The sequence below is a fragment of the Streptomyces sp. NPDC058751 genome (assembly GCF_042746485.1).
Taxonomy (GTDB): domain Bacteria; phylum Actinomycetota; class Actinomycetes; order Streptomycetales; family Streptomycetaceae; genus Streptomyces.
On record NZ_JBHYPZ010000003.1, the window covers coordinates 11,348 to 25,983 of the forward strand.

Genomic DNA, 14,636 nt, shown 5'->3' on the forward strand with positions numbered 1-14,636 from the left:
CGGGCCGCCGGGAACTCGGGGCCGGTACGGAGAGCTCTCCGTGGCGGCCCTTTCGTCTGCCCGCCCCTTCTTCCGCCCGCCGCGTGGTCCGCCCGTGGTCCGCCCGTGATCCGTCTCGCGGTCCGCCCGTGGGAGGGGTGTGCGCGCCGGGCGGGCGGCTGTGCGGCAACTGGCGTTTCGCGCACCCTTGTTTGTCCGTTTCTGGACCAATGGCGAGCGCACGTACGCCACTTCTGGGCAGGGCGTGCCGTGACGGGCCACCGAGAGGCGGCGGACGGGCCTGCCCCGCGAACAGTCATGGTGATTAGGCTGGTACCGGGCGCGACGCCTGAACCCGTGGACGGGTGGCTCGCGTTATCCGGGGAGCCGGTCGATTCGGGCGGCTCCGTACGGACTTCGGGCGGCCTCGGTCGTCCGTGAACGTCAGCGGACGACAAGCAGACGGTCGGCCCGGCAGGGTTTGCGGATGCTCGACCACACCAGGAGGAATTGTGAACAGCGATCGGGACGGGATCCGCGGGGGCTGGGCCACGCCCGGCGACGACCAGTCCGACGCCGAGTCCGCCGCCGAGACGACGGGCGAGTTCACCATCGACTACGCGCCGCCCGCCTGGTACACGCAGAACGCCTCGGACGGTTCCGGGGATTCGGGGGGCACGGGCGACTCGGGGGACTCGGAGGGCTCGGAGGAGTCCGAGGGCCCGGAAGACTCGGAGGGCCCGGAGGACTCCGAGGACGTGGAGAAGCCCTCCGAGGAGCAGCAGGAGTCGCGGGATCCTGAGGGTTCGCGGGCGCCGGAGCGTGACGCGCGGGACGGTTCCGGGAACGGGGATCTCGAGAGCGGCGCGACCATGCGGTTCTCCGCTGTCGCGCTGAAGCGTGAGATCGCGGAACGGGCGGCGTCCGAGGAGGCCGGGACCGAGGACGCGGACGCGCCCGGTGCGGGGTCCGGCGGCGAGGACGCCCAGACCGGGAGCACGGCTCAGGCCGAGGGCGCGGCCCGGGCCGAGAGCACGGTCCTGGCCGAGGCCGGCACCGTCGAAGGCGACGACCGGGGCGGCGACGGCAGCGGCACGGGGCGGAGCGAGGACGCGGCCGAGGCCCCGGACACGCCCGTGACCGCGGCCGGAGACCGGCCCGAGCAGGAGGACCGGCCCGAACACGAGGACCGGCCCGAGCAGTTGGCGAACGTCCGGCCCGTGGCCGTGCCCGAGCCGGCTCCCGTCGTCGATCCCGTGCTCGCCTATCAGTCGCTGGAGGCGGCCTCCCAGTCCCAGCGCGCGAGCGTGACCGGCGTTCCGGTGGCGGACCGGGCCGCCCCGGCGGACGCCGTCGCCGCGCCCCTCGGCCCGGAGCTCGTCGAGGAACCGGTGGCCGCCCCGGCCGAGACCGACGGCGAAGCCCCGGGCGGGACCGCCGACGCCGGTACGGGCGCCGGTACGGACACCGGTGCGCACGACGTCGCCGAGTACGAGCTCCGGGCCGCCTCTGCCCGGGACGGCGAACCTGAGGACGCCTCTCCCCGGGACGACGAGCCGCAGGACGCGGTGCCCGTGGTCCGGCCGGAGGAGCCGGAGGGGGTGCAGGACGCGCCCCCCGCCTGGACTCCGCCGCCGCTGCCGCAGGGTGGGCTGCCGCCGTTGCCGCCCTCCTACCAGCCCGCGGCCCCCGCGCCGGCCCCGCAGTGGCCCGCCACCACGGAACCCGCGGCCGCCGCGCAGGGCCAGATGCCGCTCCAGGCGCCGCTTCCGCAGCAGCCGCCCGTGGCACCGGCACCGGGCCAGCCCTTCCAGCCGCCCGCTCCCGCTCCCGCTCCCGCTCCCGCTCCCGCTCCCGCTCCCGCTCCCGGCCAGCCCTTCCAGCCCCCGGCCGCACAGTCACCGGCCCCGGGGCAGCCCTTCCAGCCCCCGGCCCCGCAGCCCGTGCCGTCGGCGTGGTCCTCCCCCGGCGCCCCTGGCACTCCCGGCGCCCCTGGCACTCCCGGTGCCCCCGGTGATGCGGTTCCGGCCCAGGCTCCCGCGCCCGTGCGGCCTGCGGAATTCGAGGACGCCGTGCCGGCTCCCCCGCAGGGCCGGCCCTCGGCAGCGCCCGTCCCCGAGGCTCCCGCCCCACAGGGCAGTTACGGTTTCCCACAGCCCGGCACGCCCGCTCCGGCCCCCGCCCCTGCTGCCCCCGCACCGGCGGCCCCGCCCACCCAGACCCCGGGCTACGGCTTCCCGCAGAACCCCCCTGCCCCGGAACAGCAGGCCCCCGCCCAGCCCGCCACCCCTGCCCCTGCCCCTGCCCCTGCCCCTGGCTACGGCTTCCCCCAGCCGGGCACCGCGCCCCAGGACCAGCAGGCAGCCCACCCGGCCGCCCCCTACACCCCCGGCTACGGCTTCCCGCAGCCCGCCCAGGCCGCTCCGGCCGCCCCGCCGGTGACGGCCCCCGTGCCGCCGCCCACTCCCACTCCTGCTCCTGCTCCTGCTCCTGCTCCTGCTCCTGCTCCCCAGCAGGGCTACGGATTCCCGCAGCCGACGGCCGACTCGCCCGCCCCGCAGGCCGGTTACGACCTCGCGCAGCCGCAGCCGCAGGCCCCGGCGCAGGCCGCCGCCCCGCCGTACCCGGCGCAGGCCCAGCCGCAGCCTCCGTACCAGCCGGGCCCGTCTCCCGTGCAGCAGCCGCCCACCGCCCCGGTCGACCCGCGGACCGGTACCGCCTGGCCGCAGCCCGTGCGGCACGACCAGCGGCAGCCAACCAATCCCGGTGCGGCCCCGCTCGGTTACACCGCGGCGGTGGAGCTGTCCTCCGACCGGCTCCTCAACAACAAGAAGCAGAAGGCCAAGAGCGGCCGTCCGGCCGCCGCGTCGTCGCGTTTCAAGCTGGGCGGGAAGAAGGAGGAGGCCGAGCGGCAGCGGAAGCTGAACCTGATCCGGACGCCGGTGCTCTCCTGCTACCGGATCGCCGTCATCAGTCTCAAGGGCGGGGTGGGCAAGACGACCACGACCACCGCGCTCGGCTCCACGCTCGCCACCGAGCGCCAGGACAAGATCCTCGCCATCGACGCCAACCCGGACGCCGGCACGCTCGGCCGCCGGGTGCGCCGCGAGACCGGCGCCACCATCCGTGACCTCGTGCAGGCGATCCCGTACATCAACTCGTACATGGACATCCGGCGGTTCACGTCCCAGGCGCCGTCCGGGCTGGAGATCATCGCCAACGACGTCGACCCCGCCGTCTCCACGGCCTTCAACGACGAGGACTACCGGCGCGCGATAGACGTCCTGGGCAAGCAGTACCCGATCATCCTGACCGACTCCGGCACGGGCCTGCTCTACAGCGCCATGCGTGGCGTGCTCGATCTCGCCGACCAGCTCATCATCATCTCGACGCCGTCCGTGGACGGGGCGAGCAGTGCCAGCACGACGCTGGACTGGCTGTCGGCACACGGATACGCGGACCTCGTCGCACGGTCGATCACGGTCATCTCCGGAGTGCGCGAGACCGGCAAGATGATCAAGGTGGACGACATCGTCAGCCACTTCGAGACGCGCTGCCGCGGTGTCGTGGTCGTGCCGTTCGACGAGCACCTGTCGGCGGGCGCAGAGGTCGACCTCGACATGATGCGGCCCAAGGTGCGCGAGGCGTACTTCACCCTCTCCGCGATGGTCGCCGAGGACTTCGCGCGGCACCAGCAGTCGCACGGGCTGTGGACCAACGACGGCAACCCGCCGCCCGTGGCCGCGCCGCCGATGCCGGGTCAGTACGTTCCCGGACAGGTCCCCGGCCACCCCGGCCAGGTCCCCGGACAGTACGTTCCCGGACAGCAGGTTCCGGGCCAGCCCGTGCCTGGGCAGGTTCCGCCCCAGCCCCAGCCCGGGCAGCCGTACCCCTACCCGCAGCCGGGACAGCCCTACCCGCAGCACGGTCAGCCCTATCCGCAGGCGCCGGGGCAGGGACACCCGCAGCAGCAGTAGCGTCCGGCCGACCTCCGCCGTGGGGCCGGTCAACGCGAAGACCCGCACCGTTCACGAACGGTGCGGGTCTTCGTACGAGGGAGGGGGCCTCGGTCAGTTCGCGTCCCCGTCGTACGCCTCGATCAGCTCGCGCGAGCGCTTCACGTCGTCGGCGATGGCCACCAGCAGCGCCTCGATGGAGTCGAACCTCGCCTGGCCGCGGACGAACGCGAGGAAGTCGACGGCGACATGGAGACCGTAGAGGTCGAGGCCGACGCGGTCGATGGCGTACGCCTCCACCGTGCGCTCGGTGCCGTCGAACTGCGGGTTCGTGCCCACCGAGATCGCGGCGGGCATGGCCTCGCCCTGGGCGTGCAGCCAGCCCGCGTAGACGCCGTCGGCGGGGATCGCGGTGTGCGGGAGGGTCTCGACGTTCGCCGTGGGGAAGCCGAGTTCGCGGCCGCGCTGGGCACCACGGACGACGATGCCCTCGACGCGGTGCGGCCGGCCGAGGATCTCGCGCGCGCCCTCCACGTCGCCCTCGGCGACCAGGCGCCGGGTGAGGGTCGAGGAGAACGGTTCGCCGCCGCCCGCCTCACCGGACACGAAGAGGTCGACGACCTCGACCTCGAAGTCGTACGTCTCCCCCTGCTCGCGCAGGAAGTCGACGTTGCCCGCGGCCCTGTGGCCGAAGCGGAAGTTGGGGCCCTCGACGACCGCCTTGGCGTGCAGCTTGTCGACCAGCACCTTGACCACGAAGTCGGCGGGCGACAGCTTCGAGAACTCGGTGGTGAACGGCAGGATGAGCAGGGCGTCGACGCCCAGTTCGGCCATCAGTTCGGCACGGCGGTGGTGCGGGGCGAGCAGCGGGGGGTGGCTGCCGGGGCGGACCACCTCGCTGGGGTGCGGGTCGAAGGTGACCACGACGGAGGGGACGCCCAGTTGCCGGGCGCGGTCCACGGCATGCCGGATGATGAGCTGGTGTCCGCGGTGCACCCCGTCGTAGGAACCGATGGTGACGACGCTGCGCCCCCAGTCCTCGGGGATGTCCTCCAAGCCACGCCAGCGCTGCACTGTGACCGCTCCTTGTCGAACCCGTGTCCGTGATTGCCTTATTCGCAGCTCTAAGGGTGCCATGCCGTGCGCTCCCGGCTTGCATCGGCGTCAGGCTGTGACCGATCGCTCAGCGCCGTGGAGTGCGGTGCCGAGTGCGACGAGGTGCGCGGGGCCGGGTCCGGTACGGGGTTCGGCCGGGTGCGCGGTGGTGGGCCCGGTGCGGTGCGGAGTCCGGTGCGCGGGCGTGGTTCAGGCGGGAGCCCTCGCCCCCGCGAGGTTCCCGGCCAGATGGCGGGTGCCGGGACCGACGAGGCCGGACCACTCCTCGGGGGCGCCGGTCACCCAGCGGTCCAGCTGGGTGGCGAAGCCCGGAACGCACCGGGCCAGGTCGGCCAGGCGCCGGTCGAAGGCGAGGGCCCCTGCCGGGGTGCGGGCGAGGAGGAGGCCGACGCGCCGCACCAGTTCCCGGGTGGGTGCCTCGCCCCTGCCGTCGAGGCCGTCGGCGGCGGCCCTCAGCACGGTGTCGAGAACGACCGGATCGCGCTCGTGCGCCAGCAGCAGATCGAGCAGTTCGTGCCGCAGCGGGTCCGGCCCCTGGTCCCCCGGTGCCGCGAGGACCTGGGCGAGCGCGGCCCGCACCGGTGTGCCGCATGTCTCCAGCAGTCCGCTGACCAGGGGGAAAAGCGCCCCTTGGGGGGCGCCGCCGTGGTCGATGCGCCGGTCCACGTCCGAGGCCACGTACGCGGCGGCCCCGGGGCACAGTTCCACGGTCTCCCGCACCAGCGCGGCGACCGGGCGGGCCAGCGCGGGTGTGGTGACGTCGGCGAGGGCGTGCAGCAGCTCGGCGGTGTCGGGACCGAGGCGCCGCAGCCGGTCGCGGAACGCGGCGAGCACGGGCTCCGGGTCGGTGGCGAGCGCGGTGGCGAGCGCCGCGGGCGGCAGCCGTGGATCACCGGCGGCGAAGTGCTCCAGGGCCCGCGGCAGGCAGCGGGCACGCGCGAGCGGATCCTGTACGAGGATCCCGAGGGCCCCGCCGTGCAGGGCGCGGTCGGCGGGACGGGCGAGCAGGGCGAGAGCGGCGCGACGCAGCGGCTCCCGGTCGGCCGGGCCGGCCGCGAACGGGGCCGCGCGCAGCCCGTGGGCGACGGCCGCCGCCCGCCGCCCCGGCCGTTCGTCGCGCGCCCACCGGTCGACGGCCCGGCACACGGCCGACGGCTCCTCCTCCGCCAGCACGGCCAGCAGTTCGTCGCCCCGCGGATGGGCACAGCTCATCAGGGCCTCGGTCAGATCGTCCGGGGCGCGCCGCCGGTGCGCGTACAGGAGGGCCTGCGCGGCCGTCGCCACGGTCGCGTTCGGCGTCGCGGGCAGGGGCCGCTCGTCGTCGAACCAGCGGGTGAGGTGGCGGTGCACGGCGACGGGGTCGGCGGCGAGGAGACGCGAGACGGTGTCGAGGTGGCGCGGGTCGGCGGGGGCCGCGCCCGGGTGCGGGGGCTCGGTCGCCGGGGGCCGGCGGGGGTCGGCGGCCACCAGGCGCCTGAGCAGGTCGAAGCGTTCCGTGTCCGGGACGGGCAGCGCCGCCCAGAGGGCCGGGCCGAAAGCGTCCGGTACGGCTCTGCCCTGCTGCCGCCACACCACGATCCGCTCGGTGAGCAGTCGCAGCGCGCCGGTGTACGGGGTCGCGTCGGGCACCCGGAGCAGGACGGCCGCACAGAGGCGGGTGGCCCACCAGAGGGGGTCGCCCGGCGGGGCCGTCGTCCGGGTGCCGTGGGCCGCGTCGTGCCGGGCGGTGAGCGGGTCCGGCGCTTCGGGCAGCAGCTCGTCCACGGCGTGGACGAGGTCCTGGAGGCGGAGCGCCAGTTCGGCGGTGGCCTGTTGACGGTCCAGCAGGAGCAGGGTCTCGACGACGGGGCCGATCCTGTGGCGGGGGACGGGGAGGGTGCCCGCCGCGGCGGCCGGGGTCCTGGGGTCCTGGGCGCCGGTGCCGGGAGGGGCGGACCGGACGCGGCGGGCGGACCGGCGGCCGGGTGCCGTGCCCTCCGTGTGCCCGGAGCCGGTGCCGGGGGTGCCGCGCCCGCGGTGGACCAGGCTGTCCAGCGCCGCGTCCAGGTCGAGGTGGGTGCCCTGGATCCAGTCGGCGAGCTCCTCGTGGGCGAAGCGGTAGCCGTCGCCGGCCGGGACGAGGAGTCCTTCGGTGAGGACGGCGGACGCCCAGCCGGTGATGCCCGCCAGGCGTCCCCGGCCGGGCCCCCAGGGGAAGACGCTCTCGAAGGAGGCCCGGTCCAGCTGGCCCTGTCCGGGACCCAGACAGCGCCGGGCGGCTTCGTGCACCTGGCCGGAGACACGGGCGGCGAGCCGGCGCACGGCGGTGCCGCGCAGTCCGTTCGCCGCGGCGAGCCGGACCGCGACGCGCAGGCACATCAGGTCGAGGTGGGCGCCGAACACGTCGTCGCGGTCGAGCCGTCCGGCCCGCAGGTCCACGGGAGCGGCCCGCACCTCGGAGAGCAGGCGCAGCACCAGCGGACGGCGGGCGGCGGACGGGACCAGGGCGTCTTCCGGGATCCCGGCGCGGGCCCGTGCCGACCGGGCCTGCTCCTCGCTCAGGTCGCCGAGGAGCACACAGGCGGGCAGTGTCCCTCCCGCATCCGGGGCCGGCGGCCCGCCCGTGCCCGGGAACGGGTGTCCGGCCGCGGCCTGCGGTGGCCATCCGCTCCGGTGGGCGGACGGGTGTCCGCCGATGTCCTCCGCCGGACGCCCGTCGGTGCCGGAGGGCGGCGTCCCGGCGTCCGGCGGCACCTGTCCGCCCCGGTACGCCGACGGCTGCCCGTCCCCGTCCGGTACGGGCCCCCCGCCCGTCCCCGCCGACAGCCGGCCGTCCCCGTGCGCGGACGGCTCCCCGGACGGGTACGCGGACGGCTCCGCCCGGTGGTGCAGCGAACCCGGGGGGAATTCCGCCCCGGCCCGTTCCCAGTACTCCGCGCGGCAGGCGATCACGAGCCGGGTGCCGGTCTCCGCCAGCCAGGCCGTCGTCGCCCCGGTCCAGGCGGGGAGGCGGTGGGCGAGTTCCGGGGGCATCTCCTCGGGGCCGTCGAGGAGGAGCAGCAGCGGGCGGCCCGCGGCTTGCGCGGGCCCGGCCAGGCGGTCCGGCGTGATGTCGCCGAGTTCGCCGTCGTACCCCTCGGGGGGCAGGACGCTCGACCCGGTCCGGGACCGCCGTGCGGCCACCTCCCCGGTCGCCCCGGTGCTCCGCCGGGACGCGGCCACGATCCGCCCGGCGCGCTCCAGGGCGCGCGTCGCGGCGTCGGCCACCGAGGTGTCGTCGGCGCGGAGGTCGGCGCCGCGCAGCCAGAGGGTGGGGGCCGCTTCGGGGCCCCGGAGGCGCCGGGCGGCGAGGGCGGCCAGTTCCGTCGTACGACCGCTGCCGGGCGGGCCGACGAGCCCGAGGACGGCGGCGGGGCCGCTCTCGAAGGCCGCGAACTCCCTGAGGACGTCGGCCCGTTCGACGATTCCCGGGTACGCGCCGGGGGCTCCGGGCGGGGCCGGCGGGCGGGGGCCGTCCGAGCCCACCGAGGTCGCGGCGAGTTCCAGCGCGCCCGCGAGGTTCAGATCGGCGCCGTACGCGGGCACGGTGGCCGCGTTGCGGGCCAGCAGTTCGGCGAGCGGCCCCGCGCCGCCGGTCCGCAGGGGGACGGCGAGTCCGGGTGCCCGGTGGCCCGCCGGGATCTCCCTCGGCGCGGTGCCGTCCGGGGTGCGGGCGCGCAGTGCGGTGCCGACGACCGCCACCACGGCGCCGGTGCCGGCGTCCAGGACCGGTCCTCCGGCCGCTCCGCCGCCGGGCCTGAGCGCGTCCGCGCCCGCCGTGCCGATCGCCAGCTCCAGCGCGCCGTACAGGAGACGGGTGCGGTGGGCGGCTGGGTACGTCACGGCGGAGGAGCCCAGGACGCGTGCCTCGCGCCAGCCGCCCGCGGCGATCCTGACGTACGTGCCGGTCGCGACGCGGTCCCGCACGGTGACGGGGAGCGGGACGAGGCCGAGACCTTCGGTGCGTACGAGGGCCAGACCGAGGTCGGGCAGCGGTGTGACGGCGTCGGCGCCCAGCACGTGGGTGCTGCCGCCGGGGGCGTGCAGGACGAGTCGGTCCAGGCCGTCGACGGCCTCGTGGCTGGTGATCACGGTGCCGTGGTGGTCGGCCGCGAAACCCGTGCCGCGTGGACGGCCTCCCAGGTCGCAGACGCGTACGAGGGTGTCGTCCCCCGTCCGTCCGGCTCCGTCCGCCGCCTCTTCGTTCCCGGTCCGCGGGCCACGCCCCGCCATACTCGAACCTCCCCGCCGTGCTCCTGCTCCGACGGTAGGGGCGAGGTGATCAATGGGACAGATCGTGTGGCGAACGCGCCCCCCTCTACTCCCCCGGTTCACTCCGAGCGCCCGCCCGATGGGGTGAATACGGCAGGTCGGATGGATACACCCTTGGGTGGGGGAACCGAGGGGGACCGTCGAGCGGCGGGCACGAGGCCCCGTGACCGCCGCTCCACGGGCGAAGTGCCCGCCCGGCCGCGCGCCCGGCACGGGCGCGCGGTGCTCAGGCGAAGACGGCCAGGCTCTTGGCCTTGCCCTTGTGCTCCTCCACCAGCGCGAGGAACCCGCCCTCGGGGTCGAAGACCGCGACGGTGCCCTTGCCCGCGTACTCGCCGGGCATCTCCAGCCGCACGCCGTTGAGCAGCAGCCGGGCCCTCTTGGAGTCCACGTCCCAGCGCGGGAACGCGGCCGCGGCAGCCTCCCCGATGGGCATCACCGTCAGCTCCTCCTGGAGCTGGTCGAGGGTGCGCGCGGAGTCCAGCTTGTACGGGCCGACGCGGGTGCGGCGCAGGGCGGTGAGGTGACCGCCGACGCCCAGGTCCGCGCCGAGGTCGCGGGCGATCGCCCGGATGTACGTCCCCGACGAGCAGACGACGGAGACGACCAGGTCGAGCACCGGGGTGCCGTCCTCGGCGACCGCGTCACGGATGTCGTACACCGTGAACGACGAGATGGTCACCGGGCGGGCCGGGATCTCGAAGTCCTCGCCCTCGCGGGCCCTCTTGTACGAACGCACGCCGTCGATCTTGATGGCGCTGACCTTGGACGGCACCTGCATGATGGCGCCGGTCAGCTTGGCCACCCCTGCGTCGATCGCGTCCCGCTTGACACCGGAGGCGTCCGTCGAGGAGGTGATCTCGCCCTCGGCGTCGTCGGTCAGCGTGTTCTGGCCGAGCCGGATCGTACCGAGGTACTCCTTCTCGGTGAGCGCGAGGTGCCCGAGGAGCTTGGTGGCCTTCTCGACGCCGAGGACGAGAACGCCCGTCGCCATGGGGTCGAGGGTGCCCGCGTGGCCGACCCGGCGGGTTCTGGCGATCCCGCGCATCTTGGCGACCACGTCGTGCGAGGTGAAGCCCGACGGCTTGTCGACGATGACAAGCCCGTCGGGCGTTTTGGTCTTCTGCGTCATCGAGCCGAGTCGTCCTCGTCCTCGTCGTCCTCGCCCGGCTTCCTGTACGGGTCGGCGTCGCCCGCGAAGGCCGCGCCGGCCGAGACCTCGCGCACCTTCGCGTCCGAGGCCCGTGCCTTGTCGAGCAGGTCCTCGATGGTCCTCGCGGTGTCCGGCAGGGCGTCCGCGACGAACGTCAGCGTCGGCGTGAACTTCACACCGGCCGCCGCGCCCACGGCCGAGCGGAGCACGCCCTTGGCGCTCTCCAGGCCCGCGGCCGCCTCGGCACGCGTCTCGTCGTCCCCGTACACCGTGTAGAAGACGGTGGCCTCCCGGAGGTCCCCGGTGACCCGGGTGTCCGTGATGGTGACGTGAGTGCCGAGCCGCGGGTCCTTGATCCCGCGCTGCAGCTTCTGGGCCACCACCTCTCGGATGAGGTCCGCCAGCCTCTTCGCCCGCGCGTTGTCGGCCACTGGTCCGTCTCCTTCTTCGCCTTGCGTGTTGCGTCGGTCTTCGTCAGTCTTCGTCGCTGTGGAGTCTGCGTCGTACCGACAGCAGTTCCACCTCCGGTCGCGCCGCGACCAGCCGTTCGCACCGGTCCAGTACCTCGGTCAGGTGCGTGGTGTCCCCGGAGACCACCGCCAGGCCGATCTCCGCCCTGCGGTGAAGGTCCTGGTTGCCCGTCTCGGCGGCACTCACCGCGTACTTCCGCTGGAGTTCGGCGACGATCGGCCGGACGAGAGAGCGTTTCTCCTTGAGCGAGTGAACGTCGCCGAGGAGCAGATCGAAGGACAGCGTCCCCACATACATGTGTAACCGGATGTCCCGCCGGTACGGGGTAGATGGCCTGCCAACGCACTTGGCAGGGACACCAGAACCGTACAACGAACCGTCGGATCGCTCGACGGGGTTTCCGGGCCCGGTCACGCGATTCCCCGCGCCCCGGGGAGGGACGCGGGGAATCGCGTGATCCGGCAAAAGCCAGGCTGGCCGGCGGTGACTGCTCACCGCCGGCCAGCCTGGGAACCGCTTTACGAGCGCGGCTTCTCGCGCATCTCGTACGTCGCGATGACGTCGTCGACCTTGATGTCGTTGAAGTTTCCGAGGTTGATACCGCCCTCGAAGCCTTCGCGGATCTCGGTGACGTCGTCCTTGAAGCGACGCAGACCGGAGATGTTGAGGTTCTCCGCGATGACCTTGCCGTCGCGGATGAGGCGCGCCTTGGTGTTGCGCTTGACCTCGCCCGAACGGACCAGGACACCGGCGATGTTGCCCAGCTTGGACGACTTGAAGACCTCGCGGATCTCCGCCGTGCCGAGCTCGACCTCCTCGTACTCCGGCTTGAGCATGCCCTTGAGGGCCGCCTCGATCTCCTCGATGGCCTGGTAGATCACCGAGTAGTACCGGACGTCGACGCCCTCGCGCTCCGCCATCTGCTGCGCACGGCCGGCTGCCCGGACGTTGAAGCCGATGACGATGGCGTCGGAGCCGGTCGCCAGGTTGATGTCGGACTCGGTGACCGCACCCACACCGCGGTGCAGGACGCGGATGTCGACCTCGTCGCCGACGTCGAGCTGGAGCAGCGAGGACTCGAGGGCCTCCACCGAACCGGACGCGTCGCCCTTGATGATGAGGTTGAGTTCCTGCACCAGACCGGCCTTGAGGGCCTCGTCCAGGTTCTCCAGGGAGAACCGGACACCGCGGCGGGCGAAGTTGGCGTTGCGCTCGCGCGCCGCGCGCTTCTCCGCGATCTGACGGGCCGTGCGGTCCTCGTCGACGACGAGGAAGTTGTCGCCGGCGCCCGGGACGTTGGTGAGACCCAGGACCAGGACGGGGGTCGACGGACCCGCTTCCTCGACGTTGTTGCCGTTGTCGTCGAGCATCGCCCGGACACGGCCGTACGCGTCGCCGACCACCATGGTGTCGCCGATGCGCAGCGTGCCGCGCTGGACCAGGACCGTCGAGACGGCACCGCGGCCGCGGTCGAGGTGGGACTCGATCGCAATACCCTGCGCGTCCTGCTCCGGGTTGGCCCGCAGGTCGAGCGAGGCGTCCGCGGTGAGGACCACGGCCTCCAGCAGGGAGTCGATGTTCAGACCCTGCTTGGCGGAGATGTCGACGAACATCGTGTCGCCGCCGTACTCCTCGGCCACCAGACCGAACTCGGTGAGCTGTCCGCGCACCTTGGTCGGGTCGGCACCCTCGACGTCGATCTTGTTGACCGCGACCACGATCGGCACGTCGGCCGCCTTGGCGTGGTTCAGCGCCTCGATCGTCTGGGGCATCACACCGTCGTTGGCCGCCACCACGAGGATCGCGATGTCGGTCGACTTGGCACCACGGGCACGCATGGCGGTGAACGCCTCGTGACCGGGGGTGTCGATGAAGGTGATCTTGCGCTCTTCACCGTTGACCTCGGTCGCGACCTGGTACGCACCGATGTGCTGCGTGATACCGCCGGCCTCGCCCGCGACGACGTTCGTCTTGCGGATGGTGTCGAGGAGGCGGGTCTTTCCGTGGTCGACGTGACCCATGACGGTCACGACCGGCGGACGGACCACGAGGTCGTCCTCGTCGCCCTCGTCCTCGCCGAACTCGATGTCGAAGGACTCGAGGAGCTCGCGGTCCTCCTCCTCCGGGCTGACGATCTCGATGACGTAGTTCATCTCGCCGGCGAGCAGCTGGAGGGTCTCGTCGGAGACGGACTGCGTGGCAGTGACCATCTCGCCGAGGTTCATCATCACGGCGACGAGCGACGCCGGGTTGGCGTTGATCTTCTCCGCGAAGTCGGTGAGGGAGGCACCGCGCGACAGGCGGACGCTCTGTCCGTTGCCGCGAGGCAGCATCACGCCGCCGACCGACGGGGCCTGCATGGCCTCGTACTCCTGGCGCCTCTGCCGCTTCGACTTGCGTCCACGACGCGCCGGACCGCCGGGACGGCCGAACGCACCCTGCGTGCCACCACGGCCACCGGGACCACCGGGACGACCGCCGAAGCCGGGACGGCCGCCGCCGCCACCGCCGGGACCACCGGGACGACCGGCGAAGCCGCCGCCACCGCCGCCGGGACCACCGGGACGACCGGCGAAGCCGCCACCGCCGCCGCCGGGACCCGCCGGACGACCGGCGAAGCCGCCGCCCGGACGACCGCCGGGACCGCCGGGACGACCGCCACCGGCACCCGGACCACGGCCACCGGGGCCGCCGCCGGGACGCGGGCTGCCCGCGGCAGGACGCTGAGGCATCATGCCGGGGTTCGGACGGTTGCCGCCGGGGCCGCCGCCGGGACGCGGGGCCTGCGGACGGGGCATGCCGCCCGGGGTGGGACGGGCACCGCCCGGACCGCCCTGCGGACGCGGAGCGCCGCCGGGACCGCCCTGGGGACGGGGAGCACGGTCCTGGCCGCCCGGGCCCTGGGGGCGCGGACCGCCGGGGGCGCCGGCGCCACCGGGACGCGGGGCACCGCCCGGACGGGGCGCCTGCGGGCGCGCCATGCCGGTGGAGCCACCAGAGGTGAACGGGTTGTTGCCCGGACGGGGACCGGCCGGACGGGCACCCGGACGCGGGGCCTGGCCGCCGGGACGCGGAGCGCCCTGACGGTCGCCGCGCTCGGGACGGTCGCCACGGCCCTGGCCGCCCTGGCCGGGACCGGCCGGACGGGCGCCGGGACGCGGGGCCTGGCCGCCGGGACGCGGAGCGCCCGGACGGGGACCCGCGGCGGGAGCCGAGGGGGTCTGCGGCGCGGCCGGCGCCGACGGGGGCGCGGTGAACTCGGGCACCGCCGGGGCCGGGGCCGCCGGAGCGGGCCTCGGGGCCGGCTTGGGGCCCGGGGTCGGGCGCGGGCCCGGGGCGGCCGGGGTCACCGGAGCGGCCGCGGGCTTCTCGGCCACGGCCGGCTTCGGGGCCGCCGGACGCGGGGCGGCCGGACGGGCGGCCTGCGCCGGGGAGGGGGCGCCCGGCTTGGCCGGGGCAGCCTTGCGTGCGGCGGGCTTGCCGCCACCGTTGCCCTGCTGGAGGGCATCTGTCAGTTTGCGTACGACGGGCGCCTCGATCGTCGAGGACGCCGAACGGACGAATTCACCGAGTTCCTGGAGCTTGGCCATGACGACCTTGCTCTCCACACCGAACTCCTTGGCGAGTTCGTATACCCGGACCTTAGCCACTTCGCTCCTTTTAGGTCCGGG

Annotated in this window: 7 protein-coding genes; 1 reads left to right on the plus strand and 6 read right to left on the minus strand. The window is 74.5% G+C overall.

The window, feature by feature from the left end:
• The first annotated feature begins 491 nt into the window (after positions 1 to 491).
• Positions 492 to 3,956 (plus strand): SCO5717 family growth-regulating ATPase, encoded by a 3,465-nt coding sequence (locus ACFW6B_RS03820; protein WP_386591734.1) that lies wholly within the window; start codon positions 492 to 494, stop codon positions 3,954 to 3,956.
• A gap of 93 nt (positions 3,957 to 4,049) precedes the next feature.
• Here the strand turns inward: ACFW6B_RS03820 and ACFW6B_RS03825 are convergent, their stop codons facing one another.
• From ACFW6B_RS03825 to infB, 6 genes are all read right to left on the minus strand, one after another.
• Complete coding sequence (locus ACFW6B_RS03825; RefSeq protein ID WP_386591735.1) at positions 4,050 to 5,009, minus strand: bifunctional riboflavin kinase/FAD synthetase; 960 nt, start codon at positions 5,007 to 5,009, stop codon at positions 4,050 to 4,052.
• A gap of 231 nt (positions 5,010 to 5,240) precedes the next feature.
• A complete protein-coding gene (locus tag ACFW6B_RS03830; RefSeq protein WP_386591736.1) occupies positions 5,241 to 9,302 on the minus strand; it encodes a serine protease in 4,062 nt (1,353 codons plus the stop codon).
• Between the two features lie 265 nt (positions 9,303 to 9,567).
• Positions 9,568 to 10,473, minus strand: a complete 906-nt coding sequence (truB, locus tag ACFW6B_RS03835; protein ID WP_386591737.1) for a tRNA pseudouridine(55) synthase TruB — start codon at positions 10,471 to 10,473, stop codon at positions 9,568 to 9,570.
• A complete protein-coding gene (gene rbfA, locus ACFW6B_RS03840; protein WP_386591738.1) occupies positions 10,470 to 10,925 on the minus strand; it encodes a 30S ribosome-binding factor RbfA in 456 nt (151 codons plus the stop codon). The genes truB and rbfA overlap by 4 nt, the downstream gene beginning before the upstream one ends.
• A gap of 43 nt (positions 10,926 to 10,968) precedes the next feature.
• Positions 10,969 to 11,262 carry a DUF503 domain-containing protein gene (locus tag ACFW6B_RS03845; protein WP_386591739.1) on the minus strand — a complete coding sequence of 98 codons (294 nt, stop codon included), beginning with the start codon at positions 11,260 to 11,262 and terminating at the stop codon, positions 10,969 to 10,971.
• Between the two features lie 221 nt (positions 11,263 to 11,483).
• Positions 11,484 to 14,615 carry a translation initiation factor IF-2 gene (gene infB, locus ACFW6B_RS03850; RefSeq protein ID WP_386591740.1) on the minus strand — a complete coding sequence of 1,044 codons (3,132 nt, stop codon included), beginning with the start codon at positions 14,613 to 14,615 and terminating at the stop codon, positions 11,484 to 11,486.
• Between the last annotated feature and the right edge of the window lie 21 nt (positions 14,616 to 14,636).